This window comes from Saccharomonospora glauca K62 (genome assembly GCF_000243395.2).
GTDB classification, from domain to species: Bacteria; Actinomycetota; Actinomycetes; order Mycobacteriales; family Pseudonocardiaceae; genus Saccharomonospora; species Saccharomonospora glauca.
The window spans coordinates 4,233,450-4,249,022 of sequence record NZ_CM001484.1 but is presented as its reverse complement, the minus strand read 5'-3'; the positions used below and the strand labels follow the sequence as shown (position 1 = coordinate 4,249,022).

Annotated in this window: 15 protein-coding genes and 2 pseudogenes; 12 read left to right on the top strand and 5 right to left on the bottom strand. The window is 70.8% G+C overall.

Going from position 1 to position 15,573, the window contains the following annotated elements; translation table 11 throughout:
• The first annotated feature begins 84 nt into the window (after positions 1 to 84).
• Positions 85 to 555, top strand: a complete 471-nt coding sequence (locus SACGLDRAFT_RS19825; RefSeq protein ID WP_005466780.1) for a nitroreductase/quinone reductase family protein — start codon at positions 85 to 87, stop codon at positions 553 to 555.
• Between the two features lie 7 nt (positions 556 to 562).
• Here SACGLDRAFT_RS19825 and SACGLDRAFT_RS19820 read toward each other — a convergent pair whose 3' ends face one another.
• Positions 563 to 862 carry a glutaredoxin domain-containing protein gene (locus tag SACGLDRAFT_RS19820; protein WP_005466779.1) on the bottom strand — a complete coding sequence of 100 codons (300 nt, stop codon included), beginning with the start codon at positions 860 to 862 and terminating at the stop codon, positions 563 to 565.
• A gap of 77 nt (positions 863 to 939) precedes the next feature.
• Between SACGLDRAFT_RS19820 and SACGLDRAFT_RS19815 the strand changes: the two genes are divergently transcribed.
• Complete coding sequence (locus tag SACGLDRAFT_RS19815) at positions 940 to 1,731, top strand: hypothetical protein (protein ID WP_005466778.1); 792 nt, start codon at positions 940 to 942, stop codon at positions 1,729 to 1,731.
• A 7-nt stretch (positions 1,732 to 1,738) separates the two neighbouring features.
• Here SACGLDRAFT_RS19815 and SACGLDRAFT_RS19810 read toward each other — a convergent pair whose 3' ends face one another.
• The gene (locus tag SACGLDRAFT_RS19810) at positions 1,739 to 3,196 is read right to left on the bottom strand and encodes an NAD-dependent succinate-semialdehyde dehydrogenase (RefSeq protein WP_005466777.1); all 1,458 of its coding nucleotides are present in this window, start codon (positions 3,194 to 3,196) and stop codon (positions 1,739 to 1,741) included.
• Between the two features lie 73 nt (positions 3,197 to 3,269).
• Here SACGLDRAFT_RS19810 and SACGLDRAFT_RS19805 point away from each other — a divergent pair, with 73 nt between their 5' ends.
• The gene (locus SACGLDRAFT_RS19805; protein WP_005466775.1) at positions 3,270 to 3,755 is read left to right on the top strand and encodes a hypothetical protein; all 486 of its coding nucleotides are present in this window, start codon (positions 3,270 to 3,272) and stop codon (positions 3,753 to 3,755) included.
• Between the two features lie 7 nt (positions 3,756 to 3,762).
• On the opposite strand, the gene SACGLDRAFT_RS19800 is transcribed toward SACGLDRAFT_RS19805, so the two are convergent.
• Positions 3,763 to 5,406, bottom strand: a complete 1,644-nt coding sequence (locus SACGLDRAFT_RS19800; protein ID WP_005466774.1) for an ABC transporter permease — start codon at positions 5,404 to 5,406, stop codon at positions 3,763 to 3,765.
• Complete coding sequence (locus SACGLDRAFT_RS19795) at positions 5,403 to 6,308, bottom strand: ABC transporter ATP-binding protein (RefSeq protein ID WP_005466772.1); 906 nt, start codon at positions 6,306 to 6,308, stop codon at positions 5,403 to 5,405. The genes SACGLDRAFT_RS19800 and SACGLDRAFT_RS19795 overlap by 4 nt, the downstream gene beginning before the upstream one ends.
• Before the next feature lie 66 nt (positions 6,309 to 6,374).
• Here SACGLDRAFT_RS19795 and SACGLDRAFT_RS19790 point away from each other — a divergent pair, with 66 nt between their 5' ends.
• From SACGLDRAFT_RS19790 to SACGLDRAFT_RS19750, 9 genes and pseudogenes are all read left to right on the top strand, one after another.
• Complete coding sequence (locus tag SACGLDRAFT_RS19790) at positions 6,375 to 6,878, top strand: GbsR/MarR family transcriptional regulator (RefSeq protein WP_005466771.1); 504 nt, start codon at positions 6,375 to 6,377, stop codon at positions 6,876 to 6,878.
• 91 nt (positions 6,879 to 6,969) lie between these two features.
• Positions 6,970 to 8,118 (top strand): C1 family peptidase, encoded by a 1,149-nt coding sequence (locus SACGLDRAFT_RS19785; protein ID WP_005466770.1) that lies wholly within the window; start codon positions 6,970 to 6,972, stop codon positions 8,116 to 8,118.
• A 16-nt stretch (positions 8,119 to 8,134) separates the two neighbouring features.
• Complete coding sequence (locus tag SACGLDRAFT_RS19780; RefSeq protein WP_040919339.1) at positions 8,135 to 8,704, top strand: hypothetical protein; 570 nt, start codon at positions 8,135 to 8,137, stop codon at positions 8,702 to 8,704.
• Positions 8,705 to 8,812: 108 nt separating this feature from the next.
• A complete protein-coding gene (locus SACGLDRAFT_RS19775; RefSeq protein ID WP_232284004.1) occupies positions 8,813 to 9,187 on the top strand; it encodes a protease inhibitor I42 family protein in 375 nt (124 codons plus the stop codon).
• Positions 9,188 to 9,285: 98 nt separating this feature from the next.
• Positions 9,286 to 9,897, top strand: a complete 612-nt coding sequence (locus tag SACGLDRAFT_RS19770) for an RNA polymerase sigma factor (protein ID WP_005466768.1) — start codon at positions 9,286 to 9,288, stop codon at positions 9,895 to 9,897.
• Positions 9,890 to 10,354: a hypothetical protein gene (locus SACGLDRAFT_RS19765; RefSeq protein ID WP_005466767.1), complete on the top strand. Its 465-nt coding sequence runs from the start codon at positions 9,890 to 9,892 to the stop codon at positions 10,352 to 10,354. Before SACGLDRAFT_RS19770 ends, SACGLDRAFT_RS19765 begins: the two co-directional genes overlap by 8 nt.
• Before the next feature lie 10 nt (positions 10,355 to 10,364).
• Positions 10,365 to 12,941: a CHAT domain-containing protein gene (locus SACGLDRAFT_RS19760; RefSeq protein ID WP_005466766.1), complete on the top strand. Its 2,577-nt coding sequence runs from the start codon at positions 10,365 to 10,367 to the stop codon at positions 12,939 to 12,941.
• A 103-nt stretch (positions 12,942 to 13,044) separates the two neighbouring features.
• Positions 13,045 to 15,008: pseudogene (locus SACGLDRAFT_RS19755) on the top strand (FUSC family protein).
• A 54-nt stretch (positions 15,009 to 15,062) separates the two neighbouring features.
• On the top strand, positions 15,063 to 15,302 hold the full coding sequence (locus tag SACGLDRAFT_RS19750; RefSeq protein WP_005466765.1) for an antitoxin: 240 nt from the start codon (positions 15,063 to 15,065) through the stop codon (positions 15,300 to 15,302).
• Positions 15,303 to 15,309: 7 nt separating this feature from the next.
• Here SACGLDRAFT_RS19750 and SACGLDRAFT_RS22865 read toward each other — a convergent pair.
• Positions 15,310 to 15,573: pseudogene (locus tag SACGLDRAFT_RS22865) on the bottom strand (prephenate dehydrogenase); the annotation flags it as partial.

Sequence of the window (15,573 nt, the reverse complement as noted above, 5' to 3'; positions counted from 1 at the left end):
GCTTTGCCGCGACCTTTCGTGTTCACTGAACACAAACGAGAGCAGTGCTCTCTTTCGAACTCTTCGTGAGGAAAGGGATTCCCCATGACCGGCACCACTCGCTACCTGCCGCCCGGACGGCTGTCCAGGGCCATAAACCGTGTCGTCGCCGCGCTGACCCGACGGGGCCTGAGCCTGTGGGGAAGCCGGATACTCTCCGTCGCGGGACGTACCACCGGGATCATGCGCTCGACGCCGGTGAACGTGCTCGCCTTCGACGACGAGCAGTACCTGGTCGCGGCACGCGGCAACACCCAGTGGGTGCGCAACCTGCGGGCCGTCGGGCGCGGAAAGCTCGCGGTGGGCAGGCGTGAGCAGTGGTTCACCGCTGTCGAGGTGCTCGACGACACCCGGTTGCCCGTGCTGCGTGCCTACCTCCGCCGCTGGTCCTGGGAGGTGGGCGCGTTCTTCGACGGTGTGACCGCCGATGCGTCCGACGACGAACTCCGTGCCGCGGCGGACAAGCATCCCGTGTTCCGGATCGTGCCCACGTCGACGCCGGAGGATCGGGGGTGAGGTCGCCTCAGTGGCGGGAGCCGTGGCTGTCGGCGGGCTGAGCCAACGCGAACAGCTCGGGGGCCTCCTGCTCGATCACGGCCGTCAGTTCGGCCATGCTCGGGTTGACCAGCGCCCGCTCCCCGACGAAGACGGTGGGGACGGTCTCGTTGCCGTCGTTGACCGAGCGCACTCGTGCGGCGGCGTCCGAGTCCTCCCAGATGTTGATCTCCCGTACCGGCAGGCCGCTCTCCCTCAGCCGACCCCGCAGGATCGCGCAGAACGGACATCCGGGGCGCCAGTAGAACTCGATCGTGTCGATAGCCATGTGTGTCCTCCCTCCGGCGACACCGTAACGGCGAGGACGCGAGCCTCATTCGGCCGCCCTGGGGGAATCCGGGACGCATGGCAGTAAGCGACGAGGGCCTCGAAACCGTGGTCAACGAGGTGTACGGCGTCGAGCCGGACGAGTTCGTGGCGGAGCGTGAGCGTCACGCGGCGCGGGCGCGGGAACGGGGTGAGAAAGATCTCGCGGAGAAAATACGCAAGCTGCGCAAGCCCACCAAGGCCGCCGCGCTCGTGAACCGGTTGACGCGCCACTACGCCGACGAGGTCGAGGCGCTGGTCGAACTCGGCGGCCGACTGCGGGAGGCACACCGGCAGCTCGCGGGGGCCCGGCTGCGCGAGCTGACACACGAGCGCAACGAGCGTGTCGGGGCCCTCGTCGAGCGGGCGTGTTCGCTGGTCGAAGGGCACGTCGGCGAGTCGGTCCGGCAGGAGGTCGCGGCCACGCTCCGGGCCGCGGTGGCCGACGAGGCGGCGGCCGAGGCGGTCACCGGGGGCTGGTTGGTGACGGCGTTGTCACCCCCGGACGTCTTCGAGTCGATGCCGCTTCCCGCCGAGGCCCCGCGCCCGTCGGTACGCCGTGAGCGCTCCGGCAGGACCGGGACCTCGCAGGCGGAGGACCGACCCGTCCCGAGCGGTGGCGAATCGGAGGTCCCCCGGCGGGCCGACGACCGGGTCGAGGCGGAACGCCGCCGCCGGGACGCGGAGGTGCGGGCCCGCCGGTCTCGGGACGAGGCCCGCAGGGAGCTTCGGGCCGCCGAGCGGGAGGAGACGAGAGCGCGTCGGCGGACCGAAGCGGCCAGGGCCGCCCTGGAGGCGGCGGAGCGAGAGGTGCGGCGGTACGCGCGGTGAGCGCGCGTCACGACCGCAGGGCCAGCGACATGTACTTGGTGTCGAGGTACTCGGTGATGCCCTCGTGGCCGCCCTCACGACCGAAGCCGGACGCCTTGATGCCGCCGAACGGGGCCGAGGTGTTGGAGACGAGCCCGGTGTTGATGCCGACCATGCCGGTGGCCAGGCCTTCGCCCACCCGGACGGCGCGGTCGAGGTCGCGGGTGAAGACGTAGCCGACGAGCCCATACTCGGTGTCGTTCGCCCCGGCCAGTGCCTCGTCCTCGTCGGCGAACGTCGTGACGGGGGCGACCGGGCCGAACACCTCCTCGCGGAGGATGCGAGCGTCGTCGGGGACGTCGGCGAGCACCGTGGGGCGGTAGAAGTAGCCCGCTCCCTCACCGGGCTCGCCACCCGTGGTCGCGCGCGCACCACGGCCAACGGCGTCCTCCACGAGTTCGGACACCGTGGCGCGCTGGCCCTCGTTCACGAGCGGGCCGACGACGTCGGGTTCCGTCCCGTGCCCCGTTCGCAGTCCCGCCATCCGGTCGGTGAGCTTGCGGGTGAACTCCTCGGCGATCGACGTGTGGACGAGGAACCGGTTGGCCGCCACGCACGACTCGCCGTTGTTGCGCATCTTCGCGGTCACCGCCCCCGCCACGGCCGCGTCGAGGTCGGCGTCCTCGAAGACCAGGAAGGCGGCGTTGCCACCGAGTTCCATGGACATGCGCTGAAGGTTCGGGGCGCACTGCTCGACGAGTTTGCGGCCCACCTCCGTCGATCCCGTGAACGACATCTTGCGGATGCGGGGATCGGCGAGCACCGGGTTCACGATCCGGGTGGCCGACGTGCTCGGTACGACGTTCAACACGCCGCCGGGAAGCCCGGCCTCGGTGAGCAGGTCCGCCAGCATCAGCATCGACAGCGGGGTGAGCTGCGCGGGTTTGACGATCATGGTGCAGCCCGCCGCCACGGCGGGCCCGATCTTGCGGGTGCCCATGGCGAGCGGGAAGTTCCACGGGGTGATCAACAGGCAGGGACCGACGGGTTGGCGAGTGACGATCATGCGGGCGCTGCCGTCCGGCGTGCGCGAGTAGTCGCCGTCGATGCGTACGGCCTCCTCGGAGAACCATCGGAAGTAGTCGGCGGCGTAGGCGACCTCGGCCCGCGACTCGGTGAGGCTCTTGCCCATCTCCAACGTCATGAGCGTGGCGAGCTCGTCGGTCCGGTCGGTCATGAGCTGCCAGGCCCGGCGCAGGATCTCGCCGCGTTGCCTCGGCGGAGTGGCCGCCCACGCGTCCCGGGCCTCGACCGCTGCCTCGACCGCTGCCTTCGCGTCCTCGGCCCGGCCGTCGGCCACCTCGCACAGCGTCGCCGTCGTGCCCGGATCGGCCACCCCGAACACGCTGCCGTCGGCCGAGGGGCGCCAGGCGCCGTCGATGAAGAGCTGCTTTCGGACCCGGTCGATGATGGCGCGCTCGCTCATGCCGTGGGGTTACCCGAGGCTCCGACGACGACACCCGTGCAACCTCGGCCCCGGTGTGCTCCGTCGATTCGGTATGCGCACCGTTTCCGTTCTCGCGCTCCTGCTGCTCGCCGGTTGTGGTTCCGCGCCCGGTGCCGGGACGGCGTGCACCGAGATCGGGGCCCCGGCCGGAGTCGGGGTGGACACCGCGCCCGGTCTGCCCGCCCACGCCGCCGAGGTGGAAGTGTGCTGGGAGGGGGAGTGTCGTTCCGCCGAGGCCGTCCTAAACCCCGCCACCGAGCCCGGCGACACCGGCTGCGCGGGCACGTCCCCGGACGACGGGTGTTCGGCCCGGTTGACTCCGACCGGGGGCGCCACCGGGTTCGTGGACGTTCCCGAGCTGCCCGACCGGCCGGTGGAGCTGACCCTCACGATCACGGACGGAGCCGGGGAGACGCTGGCGACCGACACGCTCCGCGTCACGCCGCGACGGGTGTATCCCAACGGTTCTCACTGCGGCGCCGCCGGGCCGCAAGTGCGGCTCGACGTGAGCGCCGAGGGGCGGGTGTCCGTCGGCTGAGCGCGGCTTACCCGAGGTCGCGGTTTCGGAACCGCACGATCCCCGCCGTCGTCAGCGCGGCCGCCACCAGGGTCAGCCAGAGCAGCGGCGGCACGGTGACGGCCTCGCTCGGAACCTTGGGCACGTGCTGGAACGGTGACACGTTCAACACGGCTCGGGGCAGGTCGAGCACCGAGCCGAACATCGTCAGCAGCAGGAACGCGGCGGCCACCGCCCAGGCCGCGCCGGTTCGGGAGGGCAGGACGCCGAACAGCGCCACGGCGGCACCGCCGACGACGAAGACGGCGGGAAGCTGCACGAGGCACGCCACCAGCACGTCCGGGGCCTGCCCGGCGACGTCGCCCGCTCGGACGCCGTGGGCGAGCCCCATGCCGATCCCCGACACCAGCAGGAGCGCGGCACCACCCCCGAACACGAACACCAGGTGTCCCGCGAGCCACCGGAGCCGGGAGACCCCGGTGGTCAACAGGGGTTCGGCCCGTGTCGCGGTCTCCTCGGCACGGGCCCGCAGTGCCGCCTGCACGACGTACAGGGCGGCCACCATGCCGAGGACGTTGGCCGTGGAGGCCAGGTAGGCGTCGATCACGCCTTGACTGCCGCCCATCCTGGCCAGCACCTCACGCATTCGCTCGTTGTCGCCGACGATCTCCCCGATGTCGGAGGCCAGCGCGCCGAACAACACGCCGAGCGCCGCGAAGCCGACGACCCATCCGGTGAGCATCGCCCGATGCAGACGCGTGGCGAGGGCGAACGTCGAGCGCAGCCGAGACCCGGCGTGGGCGGGCCCGAGCGCCGAGGGGAGCAGGCCCAGCCCCACGTCCCGTCTGCGCTGCAGCGCGTACGCCACGGCGACCAGCACCCCGGTGACGGCCAACGGCAACAGCAGTACCTCGAACCGGTCCCCCGCGAACGGGCGGACGTGGACCGACCAGCCGATGGGGGACAGCCACGACAGCCACGTCACCTCCGCCGAGTCGCCCACGGCACGCAGGGCGAACGCGACTCCGAGGGCCGCGCCGGCCAGTCCGTTGGCCGTCCTGGAGTACTCGGCGAGCTGCGCGGTGACCGCCGCGACTCCAGTGAAGACCAGTGCCACGGCCGTCAGCCCGAGTCCGAAGGCGAAGGCCCCCGTGGCGGCGATGCCCGCGACCGTCGCCGCGACCGCAGTGGCCAGCCCCGCGAGCAGGGCGAAACCCCCGCACACCACGAGGGCGGCGGTGAGCGCCGCGTGCCTTCCGACCACGGTGGACGAGAGCAGTTCCTGCCTGCCCGTCTCCTCCTCCCGCCTGGTGTGCCGCACCGTCGTGAACACGCAGACCAGGGCGACGAACACCGACAGCGTCGTCCCGAACCGCCAGGCGGTGAAGCCGCCCGCCGTGGACAGGTCGTACGCCGGGCCGTACAGCAACGAGATCGAGGGGTTGTCGCCGAGGCTGCTCGTCAGCGAGGCCCGTTGCGCCGGGTCCGGATAGAGCTGTTCGTAGGCACCCGCGCTGACGGCGGGCAACGTGGCGACCACGATCGTCCACAGTGGTAGGAACAGTCGGTCGCGGCGCAGTGCGAGGCGCACGAGAGCCCCGGTGCCGGTGAGCGTCCCCCCTCCGGTCGCGGACGCGGTGTCGCCGGGTGAGGTGTGCGTGGCGGTGCTCATCGGCCGTCCACCTCGGCTCCGGAGCGTGTGTAGTGGCGCAGAAACAGCTCCTCCAACGTGGGCGGTCGACTGGTGAGGCTGTGGACGCCGATGGAGGTGAGCGTGCGCAGCACCTCGTCGAGCGCGTCACCATCGACGGCGAAGTGCGCACGGCGTCCTTCGAGGCGCAGGTCGTGGACGGCCTCCAGATCGCGCAGCGCATCCGGAGGCCCCGCCAGGTCGGCGGTGATCGTCGTGCGGGTGAGGTGCCGCAACTCCGCGAGCGTGCCGGATTCGACCGTTCTGCCCGCGCGGATGATGCTCACGCGGTCGCAGAGGTCCTCGACTTCGGAGAGGACGTGGCTGGACAGCAGCACCGTGCGGCCCCGCTCGCGTTCCTGCCTGATCACGTCGCGGAAGGTGGCCTCCATGAGCGGGTCGAGGCCCGACGTGGGTTCGTCGAGCACCAGCAGGTCGACGTCCGAGGCCAGGGCGGCCACGAGAGCCACCTTCTGCCGGTTGCCCTTCGAGTAGGCGCGGCCCTTCTTCCTCGGATCGAGGTCGAACCGTTCGATCAGCTCGTCCCGTCGTCGGGGGTCGAGGCCCCCGCGGAGCCGACCGAGCAGGTCGATGACCTCGCCTCCGCTCAGCGTCGGCCACAGGTTCACGTCGCCGGGAACGTAGGCGAGCCGCCGATGCAGCCGGGTGGCGTCCCGCCACGGATCTCCGCCGAGCAGCGTCACCGAGCCGCCGTCGGCCTTGAGCATGCCGAGCAACACCCGGATGGTGGTCGACTTTCCCGAGCCGTTGGGGCCCAGGAAACCGTGGACCTCGCCGGTGGCCACGGAGAGATCGAGACCGTCGAGGGCGACGGTGGGCCCGAACGTCTTACGCAACCCCGATACGGAGATACAGTCGGCCATACGCGGCAAAATACACTTGATTCACAAATTAGTGAACGTTCAGAACGAAATGGGGCAGGACCGAGGATGTCGAGTCGACCGCAGTCGCAGCGGGACCCGAGTGGGGACGAAGCCGTGCGCTCCTACGTGGAGAAACTCGCGATCACCCTGGCCGACCTGGGGTTTCCGCGCACGGCGGCGAGGGTGTTCGCCGCGCTGACGGTGTCGCAGAGCGGCCGGATGACGGCCGGCGAACTCGCCGACACCCTGTCCATCAGTCCCGCGGCCGTCTCCGGCGCAGTGCGGTACCTGGAGCAGCTCGGGCTGGTGACCAGGGAACGCAGGCCGGGCGAACGCCGTGATCACTACTGTCTCTACGACGATCTGTGGTTCGCCTCGTTCTTCAAGCACGACCGCACCCTGCGGAGGTGGCGGGACACCACACTCGAAGGCGTCGCCGCGGTCGGTGCCGACACGCCCGCCGGGCGGCGGTTGGCCGAGACGGCCGACTTCCTCGACTTCTTCCTCGCCGAGCTCCCCGTTCTCTTCGAACGGTGGCGCGCGGAGCGCTCCTCACGTGCGGAAACGTGATTCGTAAAAAAATCTCCGGATTCGATGTATCTGGGAGGGGCCCCGGCCCTCCTATGGGGTGACAGTGACTTCGGCATGTCCGGGAGGACGCATGAGCCCCGACCACCCGTGTGCCTCGGAGATCGCGGCGATCCGCGACTCCCTGGCCGCGCTGGGGGACCCGTGGCGGTGTGGGGAGACCCCCGTCGGCAGGCTCGCGCGTGACGCCCGCCGACGCCGCCTCGGGGTTCCGGCCCCGACTGCGGGGGAGATCGACGCCCGAGCCGAGCTGCCGGCCCGCATGGCCGAGGCCGCGCTCGCCCCTCGCAACAGTGACTCCGCGGAGCCGCACGCTCCGACGCCACACCTGCCCCGGAAGTTCGACCTCCGCGCCGTCGACGGCGCCAACTACGTCACCCCCGTGAAGGACCAGGGGGACTGCGGTTCGTGCAGTGCCTTCGGGGTGTTGGCCGCGTTGGAGTCCACGGCGGCGTACACGCGGCGCGCGCCGGGTCTGGCCCTGGATTTGTCCGAGGCACACCTCTTCTTCGGACACGCGGCGGCGCGCGAGGCGATCCTGCCCGACGGCACCTGGCCCGACGAGCTGCTCGTCGACTGCCGCGACATCGGCGTCACGTTCGAGGATTACTACCCGTACACCGACGACGACGCGGGCGCGCTCAACCCGGGGTGGCGTGATCGCCTCGCTCGGGCCCACGACGTCGTCGACCTCAGCCGTGACCCGGTGGCGATCAAGGAACACCTGTACACCTACGGGCCCGTCACGGCGTGCCTCGTGGTGTACGACGACCTGTTCCACTACACCGGCGGCGTCTACCGGCACACCACGGAGGAGACCAGCGGGGGGCATTGTGTCGCTCTGATCGGCTGGGACGACGACGCCGGTTGCTGGATCGCCAAGAACTCCTGGGGGCCCGAGTGGGGGGAGAACGGGTTCCTGCGCATTGCCTACGGGGAGGCGTTCATCGAGGACTATCCCGACCCGCGGCCGACCACCCTCGGCTGTACGGGCGTGGACCTGCGTGCCTGGCTTCCCGCCCAGCGGGCACTGGGGTTGTTCACCTCGGCTCACGAGGGCATCAGTTGGGCCTACCTGGAGAACCTGGGTTGGGCTCGGTTGGCGCGGGAGCGAGATCTAACCGCCGATCTCGCCGTGCTCGGCCTGGCCAGGGCACGCGGGTTGAGCTGCGTGCCGTTCGTCATGGGACAGGAACTCGGCGCCGTCCAACTTGCCGGTTGAACGAAAGAAGAAGCACATGACGCAGGACATGGTCACCGATCAGGACAGCAACACCGATCCGGAGGAAGAGCCGACTGGCGACGAGAAGCCACCGCTTCCTCCTACCGGGTGGGACCCGTACGCGCCGCCCGTTCGCCCCGCGATGCCGGGTGGGTGGGACCCGTACTCACCTCCGGTACGTGCTGTTCCGGTGGCTCCGACGGGGTGGGACCCGTACGCGCCGCCCGCTCCCCCCGTGACCTCGGGTGGGTGGGACCCGTACCAGCCACCACACAACGGCGTCTCCGGTGGGACGGGGGCACCGGTGCCGCAGCCCACGCCGGTGTCGAACGGCGAGGCGCGCTCGGCCTCGGTCGCCGCGACGGACGGCTGGGTCCGGGGAGTTGCGGTCACCAGCCTGTGGTCGGCCTCCAGCGGTTCCGGGGTGTGGATCGCGATCCCCGGCATCGGCTGGAAGCAGTTGTCGGCGGCATCGGAGTCCGGGCACAGCCATCTGGTGTTGCTGGCGTTGTTGGCGAAGAGCTACCGGCTTCCGGTGGCGTATCACGAGGACTCACGTGGGCACGTTGATCAGATCCTCGTCTGAGGACGTGACTCGCGTGGCGAGCAGGTGGCCGGCAGTCGAGGGGGCCGCCGGTCACCGCCGTACCGCCGGACCGGGGGGCGTCACCGAGCGCAGGGGGAGCCCGGTGACGTGTCGCTGTCGGCGGGGGGCGCGGTGACAGTGGTCCGGCTCACCGAGGCCGACGCGGGGCGCTCCGTGCGACTCCGCGTCGGCGACACCGTGGAGCTGCGGCTCACGGAACGCCGGACGACCGGTTATCACTGGTCACCGCGCCTCTCCGAGGGGGTTCGGCTGGTCGTCGACGAATACGTCCGTGGGGGTGGCGGCCATCCGGACGAAGGGCCCGTTGGGGGTGGGGCCCCTGGGGGCGGTGGGGTTCGTCGGCTGGTGTTCGACGTCGTCGGAGCCGGTCGGCACCTCATCGAAACCGAGTTGGTGCGGCCGTGGGATCCCCGGCCGCGCCGCTCGGTTCACTTCGTCGTGTCCGCTAGTCCGAACGAGTGAGTATGGGATTGGTTTCCACCAGGACGCTGTGTCGGCTTGACCGGCCGGAGATACTGCCTTCGCCAACATCGACACCGAGATTCGGGAAGGCGGATGCGTTGACCGACGCCAAGACGGCCGAGGCCGATCCGTCGTGGGACGGTTTGGACGGTCACGACCTGTACGCGGCGTGCCTGCACGCGGCGAGGGCAGGTGACCGCAAAGCCATGAACCGGTTGGTCGAGGAATTGACCCCGGTGGTGTGGCAGGTCGCGCGCGGTAAAGGTCTCGACAGGCACACGGCCGAGGACGTGGTGCAGACCGTGTGGTTGGCCCTCTTCCGGAACCTGGAACGCATCGAGGATCCGAAGGCGCTCGTGAAGTGGCTGATCACCACGACGCGGCGGGAGGCCCGTGACGTGACCCGGCGACTGAGTCGACCGGTGCCCCTGACGGACGAGCTGGCCGAAACCGTGCCGAGCCGGCATCCCGAACCGGAGGCCGAGGCGATGCGGGCCGACCGGGACCGACGTATCTGGGAGGCTTTCGGCAGGCTGTCCGAGCGTTGTCAGGAGCTGATCCGGTTGACGGTGCTGGCGGGCCGTGCCGAGTACGGGTTGGTGGCCGACGCGTTGGGGATGCCGCGTGGAAGCATTGGGCCGACCAGAGGTCGGTGCTTGCAGCGCCTGCGGGAGACGCTGCGCGCTCAGGAGGGGGCAGCGGATGCATGACGGCAGTTCCTATTCGGACGACGACACACTGCTGTTGGAACTCGATCGGCTGATCGACAAGTTCGATCCGCCCCCCGCCGACCTCGTCGAACGTGTGCAGTTCGCCTTGGCGTTGGAAGACCTCGACGTCGAGGTGGCGCAGTGGGAGCGGGCCGACGCGATGGCGGGGGTGCGCAGCGTCGCCCAGGGCACCATCACCTTCACCGTCAACAACCTCACTGTCATGATCAACCTCACGAAGACGGGGGCGTCCCACCGAATCGACGGCTGGTTGGTTCCCGAGGGGGAGCATGCGGTCGAGGTACGGGTGGCGGGTCATGAGACGTGTTCCACCGTTGCCGATGACGGTGGCCGGTTCGTGTTGAACGACGTCCCGAGCGGCACCACCCAGATCGTCGTCCACGTCGGCGGTGAAGGCGGGCGGCGAACAGTGGTGACACCCGCGATCGTGCTCTGACACCGTCGGCGTGTCCTGTCACCATGCGCAGCTCTCCGCTGTCCTCGCGCTCTACCGCCGGGCGAACGACGCGGCGGCGAGCGCACACAACGTCGAGGCCATCCGCCTGTCGCGCAAGGCACTACGTCTGATCGACGGGGCGGGGTGCGAGACCCCGGAATGGGTGGCCGCTCGCATCCGAGTGCGCATCTGTTTGGCGTTGGCGACGGCCGAGGTCGGTTCGACGGCCGCCGGGTTCCGTGGGCTGAAGCGGGCGAGAACCGAACTGGAACTGCTCCCGGACGGCCCGCTACGACGGGAGCTCGATGCCGTCATCACGGGCCAGCGGGCCCTGCTGTTGTTCCGGGTGGGTCGCGCGTCCGAGTCCGTCGCGTTGTTCGACGCGATCATCCCGACCCTGGAGAGGCTGCGGCTCGACGACGGGTTGCTGCTCGCGCGCACGTTGACCAACCGGGCACAGATCCACGCCGAGACGGGCAATCTCGACGCGGCGGCCCGTGACTTCGACCAGGCGATCCGGCTGGCCTCCGAACATCACCTCACTCGCATCGAGGGCAAGGCCCGGCATGGGCTGGGAGACCTCGCCCAACTCGCCGGTGACATCCCCGGTGCGCTGCGCCACTACGACGAAGCGGCCCGCATCCTGGAGGACGCCGCGCCGGGTTGGGTGGCGAGGGTCCGGTTGGACCAGGCGCGGGCCCTGTTGGTGGCGGGGCTCGCCACGGAGGCCGCGCGGCATCTGGACGAGGCGCTCCCGGAATTCCGACGCCACCGCGTGATCCAGGACCTGGCGGAGGCGGAGGTGGCCCGAGCCGCCGCCGCGCTGCTGGAGGGCGAGTTCGACACTGCCCGCCGCCTCGCGGTGTCGGCGCGGCGACGGTTCCTGAGGCGCGGCAACCTGCCGTGGGCCGAGGTCGCCGCGCTCGCGCGGTTGCGGACCGACGCCACCGAGGTCCTCGAACGCGGGACGCGACCACCCGCCCGGTTGCCGAGGGCGCTCGTGGAGCTGTCGCATCGGCTGGAACAGCTCGGACTCCGGGACGAGACCGCGGCGGCTCGCCTGCTCGCCGTTCGGCTCCGGTTGCGGCGGGGGGAGCTGGAGGAGGCGAAGGACCTGCTCGCCCAGGTGCCGAAGCCACGTCGCACCAGTCCGGTCGACCACCGGATGTTGTTACGGCTGTGCCGGGCCGAACTCGCGGTGGCTACGCGAAACCGGCGCTCCGCGTTGGCTCAGGCGCGGGCCGGGCTGGTGGAACTCGGTTGGGCGCGGGACCGGATGGGTGGTCTGGACCTGCTCTGCGGCACCGCGGTGCACGGCCACGAACTGGGCACGCTGGCCGTCGGGCTGGTGCTGGAGAGCGCCCGAGGGCAGGACGGCGCGCGCAGGCTGTTCGCCTGGCAGGAGCGCACGCGCGCGCAGGTGTACCGCTACGAGCCGCTGCCCGCGATCGACGACCCCGTGCTGGCGAAGTACCTCGCGGAGATGCGGCACGTGCAGCGTTCGGTGCAGCAGAACCGGCTCGCGGGCAAGCCGGTGGCCGCGCTGGAGAACCGTTACGCGTGGTTGCAGCGCGAGGCGAGCAGGCTCGGCTGGTACACGAGCCCGTGGGGGCGACCGCGCCCGGTGGCAACGCCGGAGCAGGTGGCCGCCGAGCTCGGGGAGCGTGTGATGGTGAGTTTCGTGGGACACGAGGACACCCTCGCCGCCGTGGTGGTGCGCGACGGCCGGTTCCACCTCGTGCGGCTGGGAGCGCTCGGGGACGCCGTGGAGACCACCCACCAGCTTCGGGCCGACCTCGACGCACTCGCCCCCGATCACCTGCCTTCGCCGCTGGTCTCGGCGGTGTCGTCGTCGGCGCGTCGCCGGGCCGAGCGGCTCGACAAGGCGTTGCTCGAACCGCTCGGTCGGTTCCTCGGGGATCGGGAGCTGGTGATCATCCCCACGGGGTCGCTGCACGCGCTTCCGTGGGGCGCGTTGCCGAGCATGCGCGGCCGCCCGCTGTCGATCGCTCCGTCCGCCACCGCGTGGCTCGGCGCGGTGAGCGCCGTGAAGCCCGAGCCGGTGGTGTTGGTCGGCGGTCCGGGGGTGCCGGGTGCGGTCGGTGAGGTGAGCAAGCTGACGTCGGTGTACCCGACGGCGAGGCTCGTGGACGGTGAGAAGGCCACGAGCGACGCGGTGTTGGAGGCGCTGGACGGCTCGGGGCTCGCCCACCTCGTCGCCCACGGGGCCCACGAACCGGCCAACGCACTGTTCTCCCGCCTGGAGCTTGTGGACGGACCGCTCTTCGCGCACGAGGCCGCGCGACTGGAGAACCCGCCGGATCGTGTGGTGCTCGCGGCCTGCGAGTTGGCGCTGAGCCACATCCGGCCGGGTGAGGAGGCACTCGGGTTCGCGGGGGCGCTGTTGGCGAGCGGGTGCCGCACGGTGGTCGGTGCGGTGGCACGCGTCGGGGACCATGCCTCGGCGGAGACCATGATCGACCTCCACGAACGGCTGGCTTCCGGGCGCTCGCCCGCCGTGGCTCTCGCCGAGGCCACCGCCGTGGACCCGTTCCGGCGTCCGTTCCTCTGCCTCGGCGCGGGCTGAGGCCCCGCCCCGTCCGAGGACGGGAGGCGTGTGATCACAGTGGAGTCCCGGCCGTCGCGCGCTCGTTTCTCGAATCCAGCCTCGTCGTGATCCTTGCGTCAAGATGAGCAACGTGGAGGCGTCCGGCGAGCGCGCAGGCGGCATCACGCCCCGATGGGTCGTGTACCTGCTGCGTGTCACACCGAAGCCGATCGGGTGGACGCAGCTCGTCCGCGCCGCGGTGATCTTGTCAGTACCGGTCGCGTTGGGCTTCCTGCTCGACAACGTCGGCTACGGAGCCCTGGTGTCCACGGGCGCGCTGCCGTCGGTCACGGCCGACGTCTCCGGCACGTACCGGGCGCGGGCGGTGCGGCTGGCCGGAGCGCTCTCCACGGCCGTGCTCGGTTTCGCGCTGGGACTGCTCGTCGGAGGAGACGCCGCCCTGTCGGTGCTCCTCGTCATCGCCGTCGCCGTGGTGTCCGCCCTGATCAGCGAGGCGGGGAGCAACGCCTCGATCGCCGCGCTGCAGCTCTTCGTCTTCACCGTGCTGGGTATCGGACACACGACGGACGGGATCTCGTGGGGGGCTCGCTCGTCTGCTTCACCGTGGGGGCCGTGTGGGGGTTCGCCGTGGCCCTGTCGGGCTGGCCGGTGCGGGCCACCAGTCCCGAACGCAGTGCCGTCGCCCAGGTCTATCTCGAACTCGCGACGATGTTGTCGGCCGTGTCCGCGGGCGACGAGGAGACGGCGCTGGAGGCGCGCCACAACCTCACGCGGGCGCTGAACACCGCCTACGATCGCCTGCTCGTCGCGCGGTCGTGGCTTTCGGGCCGCGACGACACCTATCGCAAACTGCTCAACCTGCTCACCGCCAGCACGCCGGCCATCGAGGCCACCGTGGCCGCGGTCAACGCGGGGGTGCGACCGCCGCGGGCGCTCATCGCGCACTTCACCGACCTCGCGACGGCCGTGTTGTCCGACACGCGATTGCCCGTGTTGCGGCCACCCCCGGACGACCGTCCCGAACAGGCGCCCGCCGTGAGGGCGCTGTACCGGGCGATCACCGACATCGGTACGGAGGAGCAGCGCCTGCGCCGCGGGAGGACGTCGGTGCGGGAGCGAATCGCCGAGTGGACGCACTCGCTCGTGTCGGGCCCGCTGACCTGGCTCGCGGCGGTGCGGCTCACGGTGTGCGTGGCGTTGGCCGAACTGGTGCGGTTCTTAGTCCCGGCCCAGCAGTCGTACTGGATCACGCTCACCGTGGGTCTCGTGCTCAAGCCCGACTTCGGCTCGGTGTTCGGGCGGGCGCTGCTGCGTGGGTTCGGCACCGTGCTGGGAGCGGGCCTCGGTACGGCCGCGTTGCTGCTCGTGCCGCACGGAGCCCTCCTCGTGCTCCTGATCGCCCTGTTCGCCGCGGGGGTCGCGTTCAGCAAAGGACGTCACTACGGGCTGCTGAGCGCGTTCGTGACCCCCCTGATCCTGGTGCAGATGGCGTTGTCGTCGGATGTGCGGGAGGCGGCCTCGACCCGCGTCCTCGACACCGCGATCGGGTGCGTGCTGGTGCTCGTGTTCGGTTACCTGTTGTGGCCGGGAAGTCGGAAGCCGGTGCTCGGCGGCAGGCTGGCCGACGTCGCCGAGGCGATCGCCGAGTACGCCGAGTACGCGCTCCGGCCAGTGGATGGCGAGTCCGACCGCGTCGAACGCTCCCGGCGACGCAGGAGGGCCTACCGGGGCTTGTCCGACCTGCGGACGGCCTTCCAACAGATCGTGGTGGAGCCGTCGGCGGCGGGGCGGCAGGCCATGGCGTGGTGGCCCGCGATCGTGGCTCTCGAACAGCTCACCGACGCCGTCACCGCAGTCGCCGTGGCCGTCGATCAACGGGCGGCCCAGCCGCCTCCGGACAGCGAGGTGCGCAAGGTGCGGGCGGCACTCGCGGAGCTGTCCCTCGCCGTCCGCACGGGGTCCGAACCGAACGAGGTCGAGCTGCCCCGAGGCGAGGTGTTGCCGGGGGTTCGCGCTCAGCTCGCGAGCGCGTTGGACGCCGTCGTCGGGCCGGACTTGCGGACCTTCCGGCACGTGCGGTGGTGAGTTCCGCGCGGCGCTCGCGTTGCGAGACCACGCCGAGGCTGGTCCATTGGTGGTATGGGCATCAATTTCAACGAGCTGAAACACAAGGCGCAGGACGTCCTCACCAAGAACAGCGACAAGATCGAACAGGGCTTGGACAAGGCGAGCGGCATGGCCAAGTCCCGGTTCGGCAAGCAGTCGAGCAAGATCGACAGCGCCACGGAGAAGGCCAAGAAGTTCCTGCACAAAAACACCGGGGGAGGCACCGGTGGCCAGCCGGGGGGACAGCCTCCGCCCTCGGGCCCGCAGGCCTGACGGTTCCTCAGGGAACCTCCGCCACGGCTACGTCGCCGTCGAGGGCGGTGACGTAGCCGCCGCGGTTCCCGATCGCGAGTAACGCCTCGTGGGCGTCGGGCGCGGACAACCGCACCCGAACGCCGGTGGTCGGCGCGTGCCGTAGTTCCGCCATCCTGCGGCTGGCCTCGTGTCCGGCGTCGACGGTGGAGGCCAGGCCGCCGGTGGAGGCGAGAGAGCCGCGTGCCGCCCCGAGGGCACCCAGTGCCTCATCGAGCACGGGCAGCAGCGC

Excerpts from the sequence above, each read along its gene's own strand:
- SACGLDRAFT_RS19825 (WP_005466780.1), top strand. The coding sequence starts at position 85 with ATGACCGGCACCACTCGCTACCTGCCGCCCGGACGGCTGTCCAGGGCC.
- SACGLDRAFT_RS19820 (WP_005466779.1), bottom strand. The coding sequence starts at position 862 with ATGGCTATCGACACGATCGAGTTCTACTGGCGCCCCGGATGTCCGTTC.
- SACGLDRAFT_RS19815 (WP_005466778.1), top strand. The coding sequence starts at position 940 with ATGGCAGTAAGCGACGAGGGCCTCGAAACCGTGGTCAACGAGGTGTAC.
- SACGLDRAFT_RS19810 (WP_005466777.1), bottom strand. The coding sequence starts at position 3,196 with ATGAGCGAGCGCGCCATCATCGACCGGGTCCGAAAGCAGCTCTTCATC.
- SACGLDRAFT_RS19805 (WP_005466775.1), top strand. The coding sequence starts at position 3,270 with ATGCGCACCGTTTCCGTTCTCGCGCTCCTGCTGCTCGCCGGTTGTGGT.
- SACGLDRAFT_RS19800 (WP_005466774.1), bottom strand. The coding sequence starts at position 5,406 with ATGAGCACCGCCACGCACACCTCACCCGGCGACACCGCGTCCGCGACC.
- SACGLDRAFT_RS19795 (WP_005466772.1), bottom strand. The coding sequence starts at position 6,308 with ATGGCCGACTGTATCTCCGTATCGGGGTTGCGTAAGACGTTCGGGCCC.
- SACGLDRAFT_RS19790 (WP_005466771.1), top strand. The coding sequence starts at position 6,375 with ATGTCGAGTCGACCGCAGTCGCAGCGGGACCCGAGTGGGGACGAAGCC.
- SACGLDRAFT_RS19785 (WP_005466770.1), top strand. The coding sequence starts at position 6,970 with ATGAGCCCCGACCACCCGTGTGCCTCGGAGATCGCGGCGATCCGCGAC.
- SACGLDRAFT_RS19780 (WP_040919339.1), top strand. The coding sequence starts at position 8,135 with ATGACGCAGGACATGGTCACCGATCAGGACAGCAACACCGATCCGGAG.
- SACGLDRAFT_RS19765 (WP_005466767.1), top strand. The coding sequence starts at position 9,890 with ATGCATGACGGCAGTTCCTATTCGGACGACGACACACTGCTGTTGGAA.
- SACGLDRAFT_RS19750 (WP_005466765.1), top strand. The coding sequence starts at position 15,063 with ATGGGCATCAATTTCAACGAGCTGAAACACAAGGCGCAGGACGTCCTC.